At 58.9% G+C, this 17,984-nt stretch carries 15 protein-coding genes and 4 pseudogenes; 1 reads left to right on the plus strand and 18 read right to left on the minus strand.

Annotation, left to right across the window (positions count from 1 at the left end):
• Positions 1–174: 174 nt before the first annotated feature.
• From araH to RHM58_RS33400, 6 genes and pseudogenes are all read right to left on the minus strand, one after another.
• Positions 175–1,143, minus strand: coding sequence for an L-arabinose ABC transporter permease AraH (araH, locus tag RHM58_RS33375; protein WP_322270936.1), 969 nt, complete (start codon positions 1,141–1,143; stop codon positions 175–177).
• Positions 1,144–1,155: 12 nt separating this feature from the next.
• Positions 1,156–2,697, minus strand: a complete 1,542-nt coding sequence (araG, locus tag RHM58_RS33380) for an L-arabinose ABC transporter ATP-binding protein AraG (protein WP_322269322.1) — start codon at positions 2,695–2,697, stop codon at positions 1,156–1,158.
• Between the two features lie 64 nt (positions 2,698–2,761).
• The gene (locus RHM58_RS33385) at positions 2,762–3,766 is read right to left on the minus strand and encodes a substrate-binding domain-containing protein (protein WP_322269323.1); all 1,005 of its coding nucleotides are present in this window, start codon (positions 3,764–3,766) and stop codon (positions 2,762–2,764) included.
• Between the two features lie 128 nt (positions 3,767–3,894).
• A complete protein-coding gene (locus RHM58_RS33390) occupies positions 3,895–4,713 on the minus strand; it encodes an SDR family oxidoreductase (protein WP_201205721.1) in 819 nt (272 codons plus the stop codon).
• Between the two features lie 198 nt (positions 4,714–4,911).
• The gene (locus tag RHM58_RS33395; protein ID WP_322269324.1) at positions 4,912–5,787 is read right to left on the minus strand and encodes an SMP-30/gluconolactonase/LRE family protein; all 876 of its coding nucleotides are present in this window, start codon (positions 5,785–5,787) and stop codon (positions 4,912–4,914) included.
• A gap of 132 nt (positions 5,788–5,919) precedes the next feature.
• Positions 5,920–6,637, minus strand: a pseudogene (locus RHM58_RS33400) (FadR/GntR family transcriptional regulator).
• Between the two features lie 234 nt (positions 6,638–6,871).
• Here RHM58_RS33400 and RHM58_RS33405 point away from each other — a divergent pair.
• Positions 6,872–7,744, plus strand: coding sequence for an esterase/lipase family protein (locus tag RHM58_RS33405; protein ID WP_201257006.1), 873 nt, complete (start codon positions 6,872–6,874; stop codon positions 7,742–7,744).
• Positions 7,745–7,805: 61 nt separating this feature from the next.
• On the opposite strand, the gene RHM58_RS33410 is transcribed toward RHM58_RS33405, so the two are convergent.
• From RHM58_RS33410 to acpP, 12 genes and pseudogenes are all read right to left on the minus strand, one after another.
• On the minus strand, positions 7,806–8,366 hold the full coding sequence (locus RHM58_RS33410; RefSeq protein ID WP_322269325.1) for a DUF1285 domain-containing protein: 561 nt from the start codon (positions 8,364–8,366) through the stop codon (positions 7,806–7,808).
• A 16-nt stretch (positions 8,367–8,382) separates the two neighbouring features.
• Positions 8,383–8,988: a DUF4823 domain-containing protein gene (locus tag RHM58_RS33415; RefSeq protein ID WP_201205729.1), complete on the minus strand. Its 606-nt coding sequence runs from the start codon at positions 8,986–8,988 to the stop codon at positions 8,383–8,385.
• 243 nt (positions 8,989–9,231) lie between these two features.
• On the minus strand, positions 9,232–10,200 hold the full coding sequence (locus RHM58_RS33420; RefSeq protein ID WP_201205731.1) for a GTP 3',8-cyclase MoaA: 969 nt from the start codon (positions 10,198–10,200) through the stop codon (positions 9,232–9,234).
• Positions 10,201–10,338: 138 nt separating this feature from the next.
• Positions 10,339–10,977, minus strand: a complete 639-nt coding sequence (locus RHM58_RS33425; RefSeq protein WP_201191498.1) for a TetR/AcrR family transcriptional regulator — start codon at positions 10,975–10,977, stop codon at positions 10,339–10,341.
• A 341-nt stretch (positions 10,978–11,318) separates the two neighbouring features.
• Positions 11,319–12,103, minus strand: a pseudogene (locus RHM58_RS33430) (TatD family hydrolase).
• Between the two features lie 13 nt (positions 12,104–12,116).
• The gene (locus tag RHM58_RS33435) at positions 12,117–12,473 is read right to left on the minus strand and encodes a PilZ domain-containing protein (protein ID WP_123406950.1); all 357 of its coding nucleotides are present in this window, start codon (positions 12,471–12,473) and stop codon (positions 12,117–12,119) included.
• Positions 12,474–12,515: 42 nt separating this feature from the next.
• Entirely contained in the window at positions 12,516–13,502 is a 987-nt protein-coding gene (locus tag RHM58_RS33440) for a DNA polymerase III subunit delta' (RefSeq protein ID WP_201205736.1), read from the minus strand.
• Positions 13,503–13,511: 9 nt separating this feature from the next.
• Positions 13,512–14,126, minus strand: a pseudogene (tmk, locus tag RHM58_RS33445) (dTMP kinase); the annotation flags it as partial.
• Between the two features lie 19 nt (positions 14,127–14,145).
• Positions 14,146–15,393, minus strand: coding sequence for an endolytic transglycosylase MltG (gene mltG / locus RHM58_RS33450; protein ID WP_322269327.1), 1,248 nt, complete (start codon positions 15,391–15,393; stop codon positions 14,146–14,148).
• A 3-nt stretch (positions 15,394–15,396) separates the two neighbouring features.
• A pseudogene (pabC, locus tag RHM58_RS33455) lies at positions 15,397–16,210 on the minus strand (aminodeoxychorismate lyase).
• A complete protein-coding gene (gene fabF / locus RHM58_RS33460; RefSeq protein WP_201205744.1) occupies positions 16,210–17,454 on the minus strand; it encodes a beta-ketoacyl-ACP synthase II in 1,245 nt (414 codons plus the stop codon). Before fabF ends, pabC begins: the two are co-directional and overlap by 1 nt.
• Before the next feature lie 108 nt (positions 17,455–17,562).
• Complete coding sequence (gene acpP, locus RHM58_RS33465) at positions 17,563–17,799, minus strand: acyl carrier protein (protein ID WP_003442511.1); 237 nt, start codon at positions 17,797–17,799, stop codon at positions 17,563–17,565.
• Positions 17,800–17,984 lie beyond the last annotated feature (185 nt).

Genomic DNA, 17,984 nt, shown 5'->3' on the forward strand with positions numbered 1-17,984 from the left:
TTTTTGAGGGAGGTGATGGAAGGAAGGAGGATCATAGATGTGGGAGCGGGCTTGCTCGCGAAAGCGGTCTGTCTGACACATCAATATTGAATGTGCCGACGCTTTCGCGAGCAAGCCCGCTCCCACACTGGACCTCCTGCCCCCACACATTTTGTGTGAGGCAGGTGAATTTATTTAGCGTTGTTTCAGTCGGTCAATCACCACCGCCAGCAACAGGATCGAACCGCGAATCACATACTGATAAAACGTATCGATGTTCTTCAGGTTCATCGCATTTTCGATGATCGCCAGAATCAACACCCCGGCAATCACATGCCGAATCATGCCGATCCCGCCACTCAACGACACCCCGCCCAACACACAGGCGGAGATCACCGTCAGTTCAAAACCCTGGCCAATCATCGGCTGGCCCGAGGTCATGCGCGAGGCGAGAATCACCCCGGCCAACGCCCCGATCAAACCGTGCACGGCGAAGATGATGATTTTGGTCCGATCAACGTTCACCCCGGCCAGCAGCGCCGCTTCCTGGTTACCGCCGATGGCCATGGTGTTGCGCCCGTAGGTGGTGTAGTTCAGCAGCCAACCGAAAAACAGGAAGCAGACGATGGTGATCAGGATCGGCACCGGCACGCCGAACAACTGGCCGTTGCCGAATACGAAGAACTGCTCCTGCGACACGCCCACCGCTTTACCGTTGGCAAAAATGTACGCCAGACCACGGACGATCTGCATGGTCGCCAGCGTGGTGATTAACGCATTGACCCGCAACTTGGCGATCACAATCCCGTTGATCAACCCGACAATCAGGCCCATGAACAGCGCAGCGACAACACCGAGGAACACGCTGTCGGTGTCGCGCATCACCACCGCCGCGACCACGCCGGCGCAGGCAATCACCGAGCCCACCGACAAGTCGAAATGCCCGGACGCCAGGCAATACAACATGGTGCACGCGGCAATCCCGGTGGTGGAAATCGCCAGCCCCAGGCCGCGCATGTTCAGCGGCGACAGGAAGTTGTCGATCAGCAAAGTACACGCCAGAAAGATCCCGACGGCCGCCAGCAACATGACCCAGTCGTCGAGAAAACGCCGCAGGTCCAGAGGTTTGCGCGGGGTCGGCAGAGCGTTGTTTTGGATTGTCATCATAGTCACCTCTCAGTTCGCCACGCTGTCAGCGCGTTGGCGCGGCAAAGCCAGTTGCAGCAAGTTGGATTCATTCGCTTCGTCGCGGGACAGTTCACCGCGCAGCGCGCCTTCGCAGAGCACCAGGATGCGGTCGGAAATGCCCATGACTTCCATCAAGTCGCTGGACACCACGATCACCGCGATGCCGCTTTCAGCGAGACTGTGGATGATCTGGTAGATCTCGGCCTTGGCGCCGATGTCGATGCCGCGAGTCGGCTCGTCGAGCAGCAGGACTTTCATCGGCATCGACAGCCAGCGACCGAGAATGGCCTTCTGCTGATTGCCGCCGGACAGGTACATGATTTTCTGCGACGCACTGGGCGTCTTCACTTTAAGCGCGGCAATCTGCTTGTCGGCGTTGCCCTTTTCCCACAGGCCGCGCAACAGGCAACCGAAGGTGGAATGGGCGCCACGGGCGCTGATGTTGATGTTCTCGGCGACGCTGGAGAGCGGCATGATGCCCTCCTTCTTGCGGTCCTCGGGGCACAGCAAAATCCCGGCGGCAATCGCATCCCGCGGTGAACGCAGTTTCAGTTCATGACCGCGCAGCTCCAGGCGTCCGGCGGTGTTGCGCGTCAGCCCGCTGAGCATCCGGAACAACTCGGTGCGACCCGCGCCGACCAGACCGAACAGCCCGAGAATTTCGCCTTTGTGCACCTCGAAACTTACCGGCTCACGCAGGCCCGGCCCGAGCAACCCGTCGACCTTCATCGCCACTGCACCTCGCTGGCGTGGGCGGTAATCGTAGATGTCCTGAATGTCGCGACCGACCATGCAGGTCACCAATTGGTCGTGGGTCAGTTCGCTCATGTTCTCGAACGTGCGCACGAAGCGGCCGTCCTTGAACACCGTCACCGCGTTGCAAATGCGGAACACTTCTTCCATGCGATGAGAGACGTAGAGCACCACTTTGCCTTCGTCCCGCAGCCGCCCAATGATCGCCATCAAACGATCAATCTCTCGGGCCGAGAGGCTGCTGGTCGGTTCGTCGAACGCAATCACATGGGCACCACGGGACAACGCCTTGGCGATTTCCACCAGTTGCCGCTGGCCGAGGGACAGCCGTCCGACTTTCTCTTGCGGATCGATTTCATCCGCCAGGCCCTTGAGGCAGGCCAATGCTTGCTGGCGCAAGGCGCCGCGATTGATCAGACCGAAACTCGCCGGCAAGTGACCGAGGAACAGGTTCTCCGCCACGGTCATTTCCGGGACCAGGTGCAGCTCTTGGTGGATCACCGCCACGCGGCTGGCGATGCTGTCGGCGGTGGACTTGAAGACCATCGTCTGCTCGCCGATCTGCAGATCGCCGCTGCTCGGGATGTAGGCGCCACCGAGGATTTTCAGCAGCGTCGATTTGCCCGCGCCGTTCTCGCCCATCAAGGCATGCACCTGCCCCGGATGCGCAACGAAGCTGATGCCGTCCAGCGCCTTCACGCCGGGAAAGGTCTTGCCGATCCCGTTGAAGCGCAAGCTGTCGCCGCGGTGTTCTTGTGTTTGTGTTTGCGCTTGCATAACCACCTCATCACACAGATCAGGCAGCCCCGTCGCCAGGGCCGCCGATGAAATCAACCGGCCTTCAGTTCCACAGGCCGATCTTTTCCAGTTCCTGCTTGAAGTTTTCACGCGTGATCAGCGTCACATCGTCCATGGCGGTGTATTTCGGCGGTTCTTTGCCGGTGGTCACCCACTCATACATCATCGCCGCAGTGTTGTAGCCCTCGATGTGCGGGCTAGGCAGCATTGAGCCGAAGAAGCCGCTGTTAGGCTTTTTCAGTTCGCCGATGGCGTCGGTGCCGTTGATGCCGATGCCGATTACGTTGGCCGCCGCAAACCCGGCGCTTTCGGTGGCGCGCACGCCGCCGAGCACGGTGTTGTCGTTCATGCCGCCGATGATCAGGTTTTTCGCACCGCTGGGCAGTTTCACCAGCGCCGAGTTGGTGGCGTCCATGCTGCCCGGTACGTCGAGGGTTTTCTGTGCGGTGTAGAGGATGTGGTCTTTCGGGAAGCCCGCATCTTCCAGCGCCTTGGCCGAACCGTCGGTGCGTTTCTTGCCGGTGTCGAGTTCGTTGAAGGTGTTGATCACCGCGTAGGTTTCTTTCCAGTCCCAGCCGCGCTTTTTAGCTTCGGTGGCCATGGCGGCACCCTGTTTCTGGCCGACTTCGAAAGCCGCCATGCCGAGGTAAGGCACGTCTTCCATGAACTTGCCGTTGGCATCGACAAACCGGTCATCGACCGCCATCACTTTCAAACCGTTGAGCTTGGCCTTGGCCTCGATGGCCGGGCCGAGGCCGACGTCCGGCGGGCAAATGACGAAGCCCTTGGCGCCGTTGGCCGCCAGGCTGTCGATGGCCGAGAGGGTTTTCTCGCCGTCAGGCACGGCGATCTTGATCACGGTGAAGCCCTTCTCTTTCCCGGCCTTTTCAGCGAAAGCCCATTCGGTCTGGAACCAGGGCTCTTCCGCCTGCTTGACCAGAAAACCGATCTTCACTTGCTCGGCCGCCAGCAGCGAACTGCTCAGGCTGACCGCCGTGACCGCCAAAGCGGCACAGCACAGGGAACGGATCCCACGACGACGATTCATAAGCTGACTCCTTGTTATTTTTTTTGAGCGTTATTTGAAAGCCGATGCAGCGGTCAAACCGTGAAGCGAATAGTCATATCGTATTATGATTGGAATTCAGACGGAGTTCCGCGCTGAAATCCACTTACTCAGTCGTGGTACATCACCGAGCGACCACCATCGATGGTGATGCATGAGGCATTGATGAATGGCGCTTCATCGCTGGCCAGGAATACGGCAGTCATCGCCACTTCCATCGGCTGACCGATGCGGCGCGGTGGATGCAGGTCAAACGCCCGCTGACGCTCAGCATGTGGGTCGGCAAAACCGTTCCAGTAGTCGACGTTCAGTTGGGTTTCGATGTAGCCCGGCGCAATGGCGTTGACGCGAATGCCCTTCGGCGCGTACTCGATGCCGAGGGCGCGGGTCAGGCCGAGCAAGCCGTGTTTGGCTACCGGGTACGGGAAGCAACCGGGAATGATGTGGGTGGAATGGGTCGAGGCAATGTTGATGATGCTGCCGATACCCTGCTCGATCATCTGCGGCAACACGGCTTTGCAGCCATACCAGGCGCCGTCCAGGTCGATGGCGAAGCAACGGCGCCAGTCTTCGTCGGTCATTTCCAGCGGATCGCGGAACACGTTGACCCCGGCGCAGTTGACCAGCACGTCGATCCGGCCGTGACGTTCGACGGCCAGTCTGGCCATGGCGTGCAGGTCTTGCTGGCTGGACACGTCAGCCTTGATCGCCTGGACGTCAAAACCTTTGTCCCGCCAATGGGCCGCGACTTTTTCGACTTTCTCGCCCTGGATATCGCTGATGATCAGCTTGGCTTGCTGGGAAACAAAGGTGGCGACGATGGCTTCACCGATGCCTTGAGCCGCACCGGTCAACAGCACGACTTTGTTTTTCAGTCGTTCGCCCTTCGGCGGCTCGGGCACCGGTGGCAAGGAAAGAGGTTCAGCCATGAATCCAGACTCCCTTTTTCAGGCACGACAAAAACCGGGCATCTGTCGATGTCCGGCCGAAAAGCTTTTGAGAAAATCGCTGCATCACTTCACCTGTTTTGTTTTTTTAAGTGTGAGTGCGTGTAACTGATGGAGCCGACTATAAACCCGACCACCAAATAATCTCAATATATAATTTTACGTCTCATATATTGGGATTTATCCGGCAAACCGGATGCAGGTTTTTCCAGGCACATCGAGCCGAATCGATAGCACCGCGCCGTCCAACGGATGGTTAAACGGGCTGGCGGCACTGGTGATGTACAGGGTTTTCAAGTCTTCGCCGCCGAACACACAGCTGGTTGGGCGGCTGATCGGCAGTTCAATGATTTGATCGACATGGCCTTCGGGACTTAATCGCAGCAGACAGCTGCCGTCCCATCGGGCGTTCCAGAGATAGCCCTGCGCGTCCATCGCCGAACCATCCGGGCCGCCGCGTTCGTGGGGGCCGAACCAGGCTTGCGCAGGTTCGAGGCTACCGTCGGTGCGAATGACATGTTGATAGAGCGTGCGGTCGAGGCTGTCGGCGAAATACACGCGGGTCAGGTCATCGCTCCACAATAGGGTGTTGGGAATGCCCAACCCTCGGAGCAGCGGCGTCACCCGTGCGTCGGCATCAATGCGGAACAAGCCACCGGAGCGGCGCTCGATGGGCAAGTCCTCGCCCTGTAAACCGATGTTGTTCTGCATGGTGCCGAGCCAGAGCCGGCCGAGTGCATCGCAGCGGGCTTCGTTGGGGCGATTGCCGGGTTGCGGGTCAGCGACACAAAGCAAGGTGAGGCGCGGTTCCAGGCCTGGCGAATCCAGGTCCAGCCGATACACTCCGCTGGTCATGGTCACCAGCGCATCGCCGCTTTCGCAGGGGATGAAGGCGGACACGTGTTCGGGCATTTGCCAGATCTGCACGTTGGCACCGATCAGCCTCAGCGCTTGCTTGCCGGCGATGTCTACCCAGTACAACGCCTGGGTTGACGCATCCCAGAACGGGCCTTCACCGAGCTGTGCCCGGTGTTGGGTAACGGCAGTCCACGTCATGAAACCTCCTGCATTGTTCTTGTTTTAGGTGGGAGGGGGCTTGCTCCCGAAGGCTGTGTATCTGTGACACCCATGTTGAATGTGTCGACGCCTTCGCGGGCAAGCCTCGCTCCTACAAGGGCACTTGTGTGGTCAGCTGGCTTTTTTGTCGGCCATGACTTGCGGGTAGAAACGCTTGATGGCCAGGTCGGCGTTGTCGATCAGGGTCATGCAGGCCCACACACCCCGCGCGGCGTCCCGGGCGGCGATGGCGTCGGCCATGTCTTTGTGGATTGGCAGTGTGCGGCGCAGTTCGTCCGGGTCGGCAGCGGACACTTCGAACGACACCGCCAGCAGCGCGCCGAGGGCCGGGACCATTTGTTCGATGAATTGATTGTGGCTGGCGGCGAGGATGCACTCGTGGAAGAACTGGTCGGCGCGGTTGTAGTCGATGCCGCTATCCACCGCTCGTTCCAGCGCGTTGTAAGCCTGAAGGATCGCTTGAACCTGTTCGACAGTGGCCCGCTCGCAGGCCCAGCGCACCGCCATGGGTTCGATGGTGCGGCGCAAGTCGAGCAAGTCGTCGACAAAGTTTTCCGGCAAGCCGCTGCGGGACAACCAGCCGACGACTTGCGGATCAAACAGGTTCCAGCGGCGCACCGGCAGCACTCGTGTGCCGACCTTCGGCCCGACTTCGAGCATGCCTTTGGCAACCAGGGTTTTGATGGCTTCGCGGATCGACCGTGCGACTGACCCCGAGCTGCTCGCCCAGGTCGGCTTCAACCTTGATGGTTTCGCCGGGCTTAACTTGGCCGGCGGCAATCCAGCAGCCTAGCCAATCGACCGTCGACGCATGAAAACTGCTGGACATGAAAACCTCGAGGCAGGGACGGCAAAAAGCCGTTCGCGATGGAGGTCACGCTAATCATCATATGATTGGGTGTCAATTTGATTTTTTCTGATCCGGCAAACGGCCCTTCCAGGCTGACGGTGCTTTTCTCAAGCGATTTGAAACAACCCATTTTGTGACCTACGGTTAGCCCGCGACAGATCAGGCAGTCAATAGCATCTGTTTCACTAAAGTCCGCTATCGACAGGTATGAGCATGAACATGGATGCGTCTACGCAATACCCAATTGTTTTGGTCCACGGCCTTTTTGGCTTCGACACAATCGCCGGCTATCCCTACTTCTTCGACATCAAGGAAGCGCTGGAACGGGCCGGCGCCAAAGTGTTTACCGTTAACATTCCAGCGGTTAATGGAAACGAGGAACGCGGTGAAAAACTGCTCGAACACGTCAATCGCATTTTGCTGGAAACGGGAGCAGCCAAGGTCAATCTGATCGGCCATAGCCAAGGTCCACTGTCCGCACGCTATGTAGCAGCGCTGCACCCGGAAAAGGTAGCGTCAGTCACCTCGGTCAGTTGCCCCAATCATGGTTCCGAAATTGCCGATCAGTTGCATAAGGCTTTGACGCCCGGAGAGTTGCCGGAAGCGTTCGTGCTGGCGCTGTTTGGAGCGGTCGGCACCTTCATATCGCTGATCAGTGGCCACCCGCAAAACCCACAGGACCCTCAAGCAGCTTTCGAATCGTTGACCAGCGCGGGATTGGCAGCCTTCAATAAGAAATACCCACAAGGGGTGCCGAAACACTGGGGCGGGGAAGGCAACGAAGTTGAAAACGGGGTCTATTACTATTCCTGGAGCGGGATCGTACAAAACTTTCAAAGCCTGCAACCACTCGATCCGACTCATTTGAACTGTATCGTGCTGTCGAAGTTATTTTATAAAGAGAAACACGCCAACGATGGACTGGTCGGACAGTACAGCTCGCACTTGGGCAAGGTCATTCGTTCGGATTACCCCATGGACCATTTTGATGCGGTCAATCAAATGGCCGGGATCACGAGTTGGAACGTAAGCCCGGTCCACCTCTATCTTGAGCATGCCGCTCGGCTCAAGGACAAAGGTTTGTAGACCCCAAAAAAATGGCCCGCTTAATAGCGGGCCATTGTCCGGAACAAAAAAACATCGCGCGTTACGGCTCAAGCCCGATGGGAAAGAACTCCCCGCCGCTCCACACACCCAACCATCGCTGCCCGTCGATTTCACGGCTCACCGCCAGTTCCACCAATTGGTAGAACACATTGCGATGGATCAACGCTTCAAGGTTGGTCCGCACGTGCACGTACGGCGCAGGCTCCTGGGTCACTGGATCAATCATCACGCGAATGGGATGTTCAGTGCCCGCCTCGGCGGTCTCATCGACATTGGTGGTGAAGCGCAAGACCTGGGCTTCGCCCTCGCCTTCGACGTCCACGGCAATCGCCACAAACGGTGCGTCATCGACCTTGATGCCGACTTTCTCGACCGGGGTGATCAGGAAGTAATCATCGCCGTCGCGGCGAATGATGGTGGAGAACAGCTTGACCATCGGCTTACGCCCGATCGGCGTACCCAGGTAATACCAGGTGCCGTCGCGGGCGATGCGCATGTCGATGTCGCCGCAAAAGTCGGGGTTCCACAGGTGGACCGGGGGCAAGCCTTTGGTCTTGGGGATTTGCCCCAACAGGTCGACGGCTTTTTGCGGGCCACTCATGGCGATCTCCTTTGAATTACTGGTCGCTGAGCCCTAACAAGCCGCGAGCATATTGCGCCAGCGGCGGGCCTATCAGGTCTTCAGGCTTGGTATCGTGGAACGTCAGTAAACCGCCACGACTCTTGATCCGTGCAGTATCAATCAAATACTGGGTGCTGGTCTCGATCAACATGATCTGAATCACGCCGCTGTCGAGACCGAGGCGATCTACGGCTTCCTGGTCGATCAATTCGTCCGAGTTGCCGATACGGTCGTCAGCCTTGGCGAAACGGGTGTAGAGCAGGTAATGCGCGCCAGCAGCACGAGCTTCACCCATGGCAGCATCGAGACCTTCCGGCGCCTGGGCGCGACGGACCATGGGGAAGTATTCGATAAAGCCTTCGAAGGCGGTTTCCGCCACCACGTTAGGGCGTGGGTAGGCGCTGCCCGGTGGCGCGAAAGCACCTTGGGCGATGAAGATGAACGAGTCCGGCTGAATGCGGAAGTTGTTCGAGCGCTGACTGTTGCTGTGATCCAACAGCCCCGCGTCGCTCATGTGGTAGCGAACACCTTCGCCCATATCGCTGACATTCATGCAGCCACCAAGCGCCAAAACGGCCAGCAGCAAAACCAGGCTACGCATCCTACCCTCCAGAGGCCGGTGACGGAAAACCGGCGAATGGGCGTTGAATGCAGCTTCCGCGCCAGTCCTTGAGTTGATCGAGATTTCAGGCTTGGGAATACAAACCTGTGGCGAGGGGCTTGCCCCTGTTCGGCTGCGCAGCAGTCGTAGAGTCGGTGAATGCGGTGTTTCTGACGCAACACGGGAATGATTGGGGGCCGCTTCGCGGCCCAACGGGGCAAGCCCCTCGCCACAGAGGGGCTTTCAGCCGCCGATAATTTTCATGATGGTCGCGCCACCGGAGAACGCCACTTCCTGCTTATCCCCCAGGGCTTTTACCAGCAGTCGCTGCAAGGCCGGCAGCGCTTGATGACGTGGCTTGTCCAGCAGGTCGCCGACATAGTGCCGATTACTCGACGACAGGCAGCCATGGAGCCAACCGGTGGACGACAGCCGCAGGCGTGAACAGGTCCGGCAGAACGGCACGCTTTCGTTGGCGATCACGCCGAAGTGGCCCAGCTCCGGAATCGCGTAGCGTACCGCCGTGGCATCCACCGGTGCGTCGGCTTGCAGGTATTCGTAGCGTTCGCCGATCAGGCTCAGCAACTGCTGAAGGCTGACGAACTGTTGTAGGAAGGCGTTGTTGTCGCTGGCCAGGTGGCCCATGCGCATCAGCTCGATAAACCGCAGCTCATAGCCACGTTCCAGGCAGTAATCGAGCAGCGGCATCACCTGATCGAGGTTCTGCCCACGCAACGGCACCATGTTGACCTTGATCTTGATGCCGGCAGCAGCGGCCTGATTCATGCCGTCGAGCACCGTCGCCAGATCGCCACCACGGGCAATGGTGCGAAACGCACTGGCGTCCAGGGTATCGAGGGAAACGTTGATGCGCCGAATGCCGGCATCCACCAGCAGCGGCAGTTTTTTCGCCAGCAACTGACCATTGGTGGTGAGGCTGATGTCCTCAAGGCCCATCTGGCCGACGGCAGTCATGAAGGCTTCGAGTTTGGGGCTGACCAGAGGCTCGCCGCCGGTGATGCGCAAACGCTCGATGCCGGCGGCTTCGATCAGATACGCCACGCCACGCGCCATGGCCTCGGCCGACAGTTCATCCTGCGCTGCCACCAACCGCTTGCCGTTAGGCACGCAATAGGTACACGCGTAATTGCAGGCTGAGGTCAGGCTGATCCGCAAATTGCGAAAACGCCTGCCTTGACGGTCAACGATCATGATCACTCCGGCGAAAGGATATTCGGACCGCTAAAACTTGACTCACAAATCAAGTTTTAGCAAGTCCTAAGCCTGAGTATATTCCTGCGGTACTGCGCCATGTAGCGAAATAATGGCGCAATAAGGGCGCTGAATGATTTAGCTGCTTGGCGTGTCGGTATCGCGCTTGCGCTTGTTGCCCATGCGCACGCCGATGTCCATCAGGAACTGGAAGAAGCCTTCCTGATCTTCCAGCACATTGCTCCAGAACGGCGAGTGATACAGCGCCACGGCGCCGTGCACCAGCGCCCAGGACGCGCAGTAATGGAAATACGGCGGCACGTCTTCGAGCTTGCCTTCGCTGATCCGGCCCTTGATCAGCAGGGTCAGGCGTTCGAAGTTCGAGGCACGGATCTTGTGCAGCTCCACGACCATCTCCGGCACCTGGTTGCCCTTGACCACCTTTTCTTCCAGGCGATCGAACAAGCGATAGCGTTGCGGATCGCGCATGCGGAATTCGAAGTAGGCCCGGGACAGGGCTTCCTTGTCCTTGTCGACATCGGCCGAATGCAACAGCTCGTTCAAATCGCGCTCGTAATCGAGCATCAGGCGCAGGTAGATCTCCGCCTTGGATTTGAAGTGCTTGTAGATCGTGCCTTTGCCGATACCGACGGCATCAGCAATCATCTCGACGGTGACACTGTCTTCACCTAGTTCGAGGAACAGCTTGAGCGCGGTATCGAGAATTTCTTGCTCGCGGCGACGAAACTCACGGACCTTACGAGGTTCTTTATGCATAAGAAAAGGTCTGTTGGGGTCAAAATTCGAAGCCGCGTATTATGCCTAACTTGCGCCAAAATGCACGGATCATCCGAGCATATCTGTGTTTCTTGATGATTTCATGCAGGGTCGACGATTGATGAGAACTCTTCCGAAGCGCCCGTATTCCAAATTTGTTTAAAAACCGGGGCGGCGAAACTGGCGTCGGCGCAATACTGATCAATACTTGAACTGTCGGCGAGGCATCTCCCCCAAGTGTCGCGCCGATATAGGTACCAACGGACCGCGTACCTTTGTTTTACTCCTAATGGTCTTAACCCGGATTCACCCCCCAGAACCCGGGTTTTTTTGCCTGCGATTTAACCTTTCACATGCGCAAGCGGGAACAGTCGCTTGAAGTTTTCCGTCGTCTGCTCGGCAAAACGCTCGTAGGACTCACCGCGCAGCATCGCCAGAAACTCTGCCACTTCCCGCACATATTGCGGCAGGTTCGGTTTGCCGCGATAAGGGATCGGCGCCAGGTACGGCGAATCGGTTTCCACCAGCAAACGGTCGGCCGGCACTTTGCTCGCGACGTCGCGCAGGGCATCGGCATTGCGGAAGGTCACAATCCCGGACAGAGAAATGTAATAGCCCATGTCCAGCGCTGCCTTGGCCATGTCCCAGTCTTCGGTAAAGCAATGCAGCACGCCAGCCTGCGGCAATGCGGCCTCGCGCAACAGGTTCAACGTATCGGCGCGAGCACCGCGGGTGTGGATGATCACCGGTTTGCCGGTCTGCTGGGCGGCTTGCAGGTGCAGGCGGAACGATTCCTGCTGGAGCTCGGCCGCTTCCGGCTCGTAGTGATAATCCAGGCCGGTTTCACCGATCGCCACCACGCGTGGATGATTCAGCTCCTGCAGCAGCCAATCGAGCGCGGGCGCGGCACCGGGTTGAACATCCAGCGGATGCACGCCCACCGAACAATCGACGTCGTCATAGCGCTCGGCCAGGGCTTTGACATCGGCGGCATTTTCGACGCTGACGCCGATACACAGAAAGTGCCCTACCCGCGCTGACGCGCGGCATCGAGTGCGGCATCCAGAGAGCCGTCATGGGCGGCGAGGTCGAGGCGATCAAGGTGACAATGGGAATCTACGAGCATAAAGGGCTGCAACTTACATCGTATGAGTGGGACGGTCGGATTTCAGGGCTCCGGCCAGATGGGTTTCGATTCGACTGCGGGCGGTGTTGTCACCGTCATTGAACTGCACGCCAACTCCGGCGGCCCGGTTACCCTGCGCACCTTTGGGAGTGATCCAGGTAACTTTGCCGGCGACCGGAATTTTTTCCGCCTCGTCCATCAGGTTCAGCAACATGAACACTTCATCCCCCAGCTTGTAGCTTTTGTTGGTCGGGATGAACAGGCCACCGTTCTTGATGAACGGCATGTAGGCGGCGTACAGCACGGACTTGTCCTTAATGGTCAGGGACAAGATGCCGTTACGGGGTCCGGTGTTGAGCGGTTCATTCATGCTGACCTCCACTGCTGATGGTCAGAGTCTAGGCGCACACGGTCACTTCTGGATAGGCAAAGAGGCCCATTGCACCAGCAGCGCCTCAAGCAGCAACGCCGGATTGAGGTTGGCTTTGCTCATCACTTTCTGACGCTGGGCGAGGATCCAGTCCTGAATGGCGAGCACTTTGCCCTGCGCGGTTTTCTGCGCCAGGTATTGGATGACCTTGCGCATGTCCGTCAGGCCCAGACCTTCCTCATCCTGGGTCAACTGATAACGCAGGATCAGGCTCGACCAATCGCAGAACCAGTCGAACAACAGCAATTGCGGGATGCTTTTCCATTCTTCCGCAAGCTGGGTCGGTGATTTTTGCTGTTTGAGCAACTGCTTCACGCCTTCAACCACCAGCAAACGCTGTTCGCGCACACCCTGGGTCTGCAACTTGACCGCGGCCAATGGCGAACCGGCGGCGAGGGTCAACAGTTCGACGCGTTCTTCTTGCGAGCAATCCGGCAGCGCCGTCGCCAACCAGGCCAGGCTCATCGCCTCGCTCGGCAGCGGACAGGCCTGCTGCTGGCAGCGGCTCTTGATCGTTGGCAGCAAACGACTGGTCTGGTGGCTGACCAGCAGCAACACCGTATCGCCGGACGGCTCTTCAAGACTTTTGAGCAAGGCGTTGGCGGCGTTGACGTTCATCGACTCTGCCGGCTCGATCAACACCACTTTGCGCCCGCCCATCTGTGCAGTCTGAACCACGAAGCCGACCAGATCACGGACCTGATCGACCTTGATCGCCTTGTCCGCCTCTTCCGGCTCGAGGATGTAGTTGTCGGGGTGACTGCCGGCCTTGAGCAACAGGCAGGATTTGCACTCACCGCAAGCATCCTGCGCGGTTGGACGCTGACACAGCAAATGCGCCATCAGCCGTTCGGCCAAGGCACGCTTGCCGATTCCGGCCGGGCCATGCAGCAAATACGCGTGAGCGTGCTGTTTACGCCCCGCCAATTGCTGCCAGAGGGCGTCCTGCCATGGGTAGGCCTCAGCCACGGGACAACTCACCAAGCGCGGCAACAACGCATCCAGCGACTGCTGAACCTGCGGCAACGTCTGGGCAGCATCCACCAGCACATAACGCGCAGGATCTGCTTCAGCACGCTTGAGAAAAGCACTGCGCACGGCATCGAAAAAGGCTCGACCTTCGAGTTCGAAGCGATCCAGTCGACCGCGCGCACTGGCGCGGGCCAGGCCGACTTCTACCGGCAGATCGAAAATCAGCGTCAGGTCCGGGCGCAAGTCACCTTGGACGAAGGTTTCCAGCGTCGCGATGCGCTCCAGCGACAAACCGCGACCGCCACCCTGATAAGCGTAAGTCGAGTCGGTAAAACGGTCACACAAGACCACCGCGCCCCGCGCCAGCGCCGGGCGAATCACCTCGGCCAGATGCTGGGCTCGCGCGGCAAACACCAGCAACAGCTCCGTGTCGGGGTTCATGACTTCGTCCACCGGCGCCAGCAGCACTTCGCGGATGCGCTCGGCCAACGGCGTACCACCCGGCTCGCGGGTCAACAGCACTTCGATACCGGCGGCGCGCAGGCGCTCGGCCAGGTATTCGCGATTGGTGCTCTTGCCGGCGCCTTCAGGGCCTTCGAGGGTAATAAACAAGCCAGTCACAGGCAGTCCTTAATCAGAGTCATTGCGGGCTTTGCGGCGCGGGTGCATCCGGCACAGGCGCGGGTGCGGGTGCGGGTTCTGGCGCCGGCGCTGGTGTTGGCGGTGATGGTTCAGGCGCGGCCGTCGGTGCAGGAGCGGGCTTCTGCGTCGGCACCTGAGGCACTTCTTCGGCCGCGGTATCGGGGGATGCGGCGGGTATCGGCGTTTCGGCATCCGGCGTCACCGGAGCGTTGGCCGGTGCCGGGCTGGAGCGGTAATCGGCACGACGCTTGAGCTGGAACTCGCGCACTGCCGTGTTGTGGGCGTCCAGGTCATCGGAGAACACATGGCTGCCGTCACCGCGGGCCACGAAATACAGGCTGTTGCCGGCCACCGGGTTCAACGCCGCATGAATCGCTTCACGGCCGACCATGGCAATCGGCGTCGGCGGCAGTCCGGAGATCATATAGGTGTTATACGGCGTCGCTTCCTTGAGATGGGCGCGAGTCAACTTGCCCTGGTAACGATCACCGAGGCCATAGATCACCGTCGGATCGGTCTGCAGCAACATGCCGATCGCCATCCGCCGCACAAAGACGCCGGCGATCTGCCCACGTTCTTGTGGCACGCCGGTTTCCTTCTCCACCAGCGAGGCCATGATCAGCGCCTGATAGGGTTCGGTGTACGGCGCGTCAACGGATCGTTTGTCCCATTCCTTGGCGAGTACTTCGTCGAGTCGGTCATAGGCTTTTTTCAGCAGCTCGGCGTCGGACATGCCACGCACAAAGCTGTAAGTGTCCGGAAAGAAGCGGCCCTCAGGGAAAATTCCGCTATGGCCCAGCTTGTCCATCACTTGCGTATCAGTCAGCCCCGTCAGGGTTTGTTTGAGCTTGTCGTCCTTGGCCAGCGCCGCGCGGACCTGACGGAAATTCCAGCCCTCGACCAACGTCACGCTGTACTGCACCACTTCGCCGCGCTTCCACAGATCGATCAAACCGTCGACGGTCATGCCGGGCAGCATGCGGTACTCACCACTGTGGATCGGTGTGCCGGCGAGGTTGAAACGCCAATAGACGCGCAACCAGAACGCGTCTTTGATGACGCCATCGGTTTCGAGTCGAATGAATGTGCCGGTCGGCGTAGAGCCTTTGGGCACCTCCAGCAGTTCTTCCTGGGTGATGTTCAGCGGCTGTTCCAGCGCCGAATTGATTTTCCAGGCCGAAGCGCCCAACAGCAGCCCCGCCAGAACCAGTCCGGTTTCCAGCAGCAGCAAGAATTTACGTCTCACGTATCAAGCATCCAGTAGCGCGCGGGCAATGGTTTGGAGTTTACGGGTGAGCGGGCCAACCGACCAGCTCAGTGCTGCATAGGCGCGCACCGGCCAGATGCCATACACGCTGTTGCAGATGAATACTTCATCGGCCCATTGCAGCTGATCGAGGCTGATGTCGGTAATTTGCGTGGGGATTCCCAATGACGCAGCCTGAAACAATAACTCAGCGCGCATCACGCCGGCCACGCCGCAACGTTTGAGATCGGCAGTGATCAGTACGCCATCGCGGACCATGAACAGATTGCTGAAGACACATTCGATCACCCGACCGGCCTGATCGAGCATCGCCTTCGGCGTGCTCGGCGTCTTGCCACTCGGAACGGGCGATAACCTGTTCAAGTCGATTCAGGTGCTTGAGGCCGGCGAGCAAAGGTTGTTTGGACAATCGTGTCGCACAAGGGAACAAACGAACGCCCTGCTCCCCATGAATAACAGGATAAGCAGCGGGAGGATTGCCTTGCAGAATGCGCCGGGCGCGGGCCGCAGGATCGGGGGCGTAACCGCGCAATCCGTCGCCGCGGGTGAGGATGAGTTTGAGCACGCCTTCACCCAGCACGGCGGCATAGGCTTGCAACTCGCTGCGAATCAACAGGTGATCGGCAGCGATCGCCAGGCGCGAACAGCCGTCAGCCAGACGCGACAGATGCCGATCCAGCAACAACGGTTGCCCACGCCTCACAGCGATAGTCTCGAACAGACCATCACCGTAAGCCAGGCCGCGATCCTTCAGCGACAGAGCGTCAGCCGGCTGACCGTCGACCCAGCTGTCCATCAGTCCGCGAACCGGCGGAACACCAGCGAGCCGTTGGTACCGCCAAACCCGAAGGAGTTGGACAGCACCACATCGATATCCATGTTGCGCGCGGTGTGCGGCACAAAATCGAGGTCGCAGCCTTCGTCCGGCTCATCAAGGTTGATGGTCGGCGGCGCTACCTGGCTGTTGATCGCCAGCACACTGAAGATCGCCTCGACCGCGCCCGCTGCACCCAGTAGGTGACCGGTCATGGACTTGGTCGAACTGACCGCCAGTTTGTAAGCGTGGTCGCCAAACACCGACTTGATCGCACGGGCTTCGGCGAGGTCGCCGGCCGAAGTCGAGGTGCCGTGGGCATTGATGTACTGAACCTGGTCGCCATTGATCTTGGCGTCGCGCAGGGCATTGGTGATGCAACGTGCAGCACCGGCGCCATCGGCGGGAGGCGAAGTCATGTGGTAGGCATCGCCACTGGTGCCAAACCCGATCAGCTCGGCGTAGATCGTCGCGCCGCGAGCCTTGGCGTGCTCCAGTTCTTCGAGAACCAGTGCACCAGCACCGTCAGACAACACGAAGCCATCACGGCCCTTGTCCCATGGACGGCTGGCGCGGGCTGGTTCGTCGTTGCGGGTCGACAGCGCGCGGGAGGCACCGAAGCCGCCCATGCCCAGACCGCAGGCCGCCATCTCGGCGCCGCCGGCAATCATCACGTCGGCTTCGTCGTACATGATGTTGCGTGCCGCCATGCCGATGCAGTGCGTACCGGTGGTACATGCGGTGGCGATGGCGTAGTTAGGTCCCTGTGCACCCAAGTGGATGGACAGGAAACCGGAAATCATATTGATGATCGAGCCAGGCACGAAGAACGGTGAAATTCGACGAGGGCCGGAATCATGCAGCGTGCGGCTGGTTTCTTCGATATTGGTCAAACCGCCAATACCCGAACCCATGGCCACGCCGATGCGCTCGCGGTTGGCGTCAGTGACTTCCAGACCGGAGTTGCGCACAGCCTGGAACCCTGCGGCCAGACCGTATTGAATGAACAGGTCGAGCTTGCGAGCTTCCTTGACCGACAGATACTCCTCGACATTGAAGCCCTTTACCGAGCCGCCAAAGCGGGTGGAATAGGCAGAAAGGTCGGTGTGTTCGATCAGACCAATGCCACTGCGGCCAGCCAGAATGCCCTGCCAACTGCTCGGCACATCCGTGCCCAGTGGCGACAACATACCCATACCGGTGACTACGACGCGTCTACGCGACACAGCACTCTCCTTTTTCAAATGACGACTTTGCATCAGGCCTAAAGAAAAAACCGCACGCCGTGATGGCAGTGCGGTTTTTCCATGACAGCAAGCAACGATTACAAGCTATTAAGCCTGGTGGTTAGTAACGTAATCGATTGCAGCTTGTACAGTAGTGATCTTCTCAGCTTCTTCGTCAGGGATTTCGGTCTCGAATTCCTCTTCCAGAGCCATCACCAGCTCAACGGTGTCAAGGGAGTCGGCACCCAGGTCTTCAACGAAGGAAGCAGTGTTGACCACTTCTTCTTCTTTAACGCCCAGTTGCTCAGCAACGATTTTCTTGACGCGCTCTTCGATGGTGCTCATACCTTGTTTTCACTCCTAATGGACAAATTCAGGCAGCTGGCCAGTGGGTAAGTGTATAGAAAGACTTTTCAGTTTTTCAACTGAAAGCTTCACTCCTCAAACCCAGGGACCCTCTGCCTATAAATAGATTGCAGCTTTATAACGGATTTTAGACAGCTCGTATGACATTTTTTTGAAGCAATCCG

The organism is Pseudomonas sp. 10S4 (assembly GCF_034344865.1).
In the GTDB taxonomy this organism is placed as follows: domain Bacteria; phylum Pseudomonadota; class Gammaproteobacteria; order Pseudomonadales; family Pseudomonadaceae; genus Aquipseudomonas.

Bases quoted from the DNA above. Each gene is read 5' to 3' on its own strand.
- acpP (WP_003442511.1), bottom strand. From the start codon at position 17,799: ATGAGCACCATCGAAGAGCGCGTCAAGAAAATCGTTGCTGAGCAACTG.
- RHM58_RS33425 (WP_201191498.1), bottom strand. From the start codon at position 10,977: ATGCATAAAGAACCTCGTAAGGTCCGTGAGTTTCGTCGCCGCGAGCAA.
- araH (WP_322270936.1), bottom strand. From the start codon at position 1,143: ATGACAATCCAAAACAACGCTCTGCCGACCCCGCGCAAACCTCTGGAC.
- RHM58_RS33395 (WP_322269324.1), bottom strand. From the start codon at position 5,787: ATGACGTGGACTGCCGTTACCCAACACCGGGCACAGCTCGGTGAAGGC.
- RHM58_RS33410 (WP_322269325.1), bottom strand. From the start codon at position 8,366: ATGAGTGGCCCGCAAAAAGCCGTCGACCTGTTGGGGCAAATCCCCAAG.
- RHM58_RS33385 (WP_322269323.1), bottom strand. From the start codon at position 3,766: ATGAATCGTCGTCGTGGGATCCGTTCCCTGTGCTGTGCCGCTTTGGCG.
- araG (WP_322269322.1), bottom strand. From the start codon at position 2,697: ATGCAAGCGCAAACACAAACACAAGAACACCGCGGCGACAGCTTGCGC.
- RHM58_RS33405 (WP_201257006.1), top strand. From the start codon at position 6,872: ATGAACATGGATGCGTCTACGCAATACCCAATTGTTTTGGTCCACGGC.
- RHM58_RS33420 (WP_201205731.1), bottom strand. From the start codon at position 10,200: ATGATCGTTGACCGTCAAGGCAGGCGTTTTCGCAATTTGCGGATCAGC.
- RHM58_RS33390 (WP_201205721.1), bottom strand. From the start codon at position 4,713: ATGGCTGAACCTCTTTCCTTGCCACCGGTGCCCGAGCCGCCGAAGGGC.
- RHM58_RS33415 (WP_201205729.1), bottom strand. From the start codon at position 8,988: ATGCGTAGCCTGGTTTTGCTGCTGGCCGTTTTGGCGCTTGGTGGCTGC.
- RHM58_RS33435 (WP_123406950.1), bottom strand. From the start codon at position 12,473: ATGAATGAACCGCTCAACACCGGACCCCGTAACGGCATCTTGTCCCTG.